At 56.4% G+C, this 1,373-nt stretch carries 1 pseudogene; it reads right to left on the bottom strand.

What is annotated here, in order from left to right:
• Positions 1-1,373: pseudogene (locus HX812_RS31875) on the bottom strand (hypothetical protein); the annotation flags it as partial.

Below are 1,373 nucleotides of genomic sequence, written 5' to 3'. Positions count from 1 at the left end.
AAGTCACTGCAATCTTCCAGCTTCTGCAGCTCAGCCCTAGAAATCGGTGCGTCGACGCCATTGGCCAGCCAGCCTGCGGTGAGCGGCTTATCCATGAGGATATAGAACAGGTAAGTGCTCCCGTCCTCCAACGTGCCGGTGATCCAGACCCAGACACATTGTCCGACGGCGGCGTAGTCCCAGATGGGCACTATGGCCGTTGCGTCACCGTTGAAGGTATGAAGGTCCAGGACCTCAGCGGTGACCTCTTCAATGTAGGGTTTCGGAAACTCAGTAGGTTCAAGCACGGTGGCCGTAAAGGCAGGCGATGGCCATGGGCCGAGACCGTTAAACGAAACGGTATAGCTTGCCGTCACCGGTTTGCCGAAGTTGGCACTGATCGCCGAAGGTGGCACGGGGAACACAAGGCTGGTTTCACCGGGCTGTACGGTGTGGCAAGGAAACGGTGGTGAACCGGCGCCGGGGGTGCCGGATAAATGTGGGCAAACAACAGTCCCGGGGGCCATGCCATCGTAGGCAATCACAAGATGGGCCCCGCTCACGGTGTTGGTTGGGTTGATCAACCAACCGGCGACGCCACAGTCGACCGCTTCGCGTATAGCGGGCGCTAGCAAGTCAGGCGTCGGATCGACGCGCAACAGCACCGTAGAGCGCTGATGGAAATCCTGAGCATTTCTAGGCAGCGGGTTCACATCAGACACCGGTGCGTCAGGTTCACAACCGTCCCAGATAACCCCCAAATGGCAGGTACATGACGAGTAATCATCCAAGCCTGCTAGCCAGGGCCGCAACAACTCAAACTCGAACACATACCCCTCATGCGCTTCCTCTTCAGTCACGACATGATCAAAGGCCACCCATTTGAATAACGGCGGTACATTTTGCTCATTACCCGCAACCACAATAAACAATCGCGAGCCCGCCCGAATCATCTCCCAGGCCTTGACCCGAATAGTTTCATTCCCCTTGAACTTGAACATGTTCAACCACCGCGTGCCCCACTCCAACTCGGCATGGGCGAACTCAGGCATTGACTCACGCAGATCGCCTTCGCGGACGTCCTGAATCTCAAGTTCAAGTACCAGTGACTCTTCGCGCTTACCACCGACAACAGCCTCGTACGAGATCAGCACCGTATGCCCGATACAGGTACTGATCCATTGCCAGGGAATGTCGGCTACATTGCCGCTCGCCACATGGATCGGCGCAAATGTTGCACAGCTCTGGCCCTTAATAGCGAAATGGACAATGACCTGGGTGCTTCCTGCGGGAAGCGTCAGTGTCGCAGTCGTACCTTCGGCGGCATCCAGAGGGTAGAGCAGACTATTGTTCGTAGCGTACTGGATGATCGCATAGGGTAATTCAGCTGTGAT

Source organism: Pseudomonas sp. IPO3749, from assembly GCF_013386605.1.
GTDB lineage: Bacteria > Pseudomonadota > Gammaproteobacteria > Pseudomonadales > Pseudomonadaceae > Aquipseudomonas > Aquipseudomonas azotoformans_A.
The sequence above is the reverse complement of the archived record's forward strand: the minus strand, read 5'-3'. Positions and strand labels throughout refer to the sequence as shown.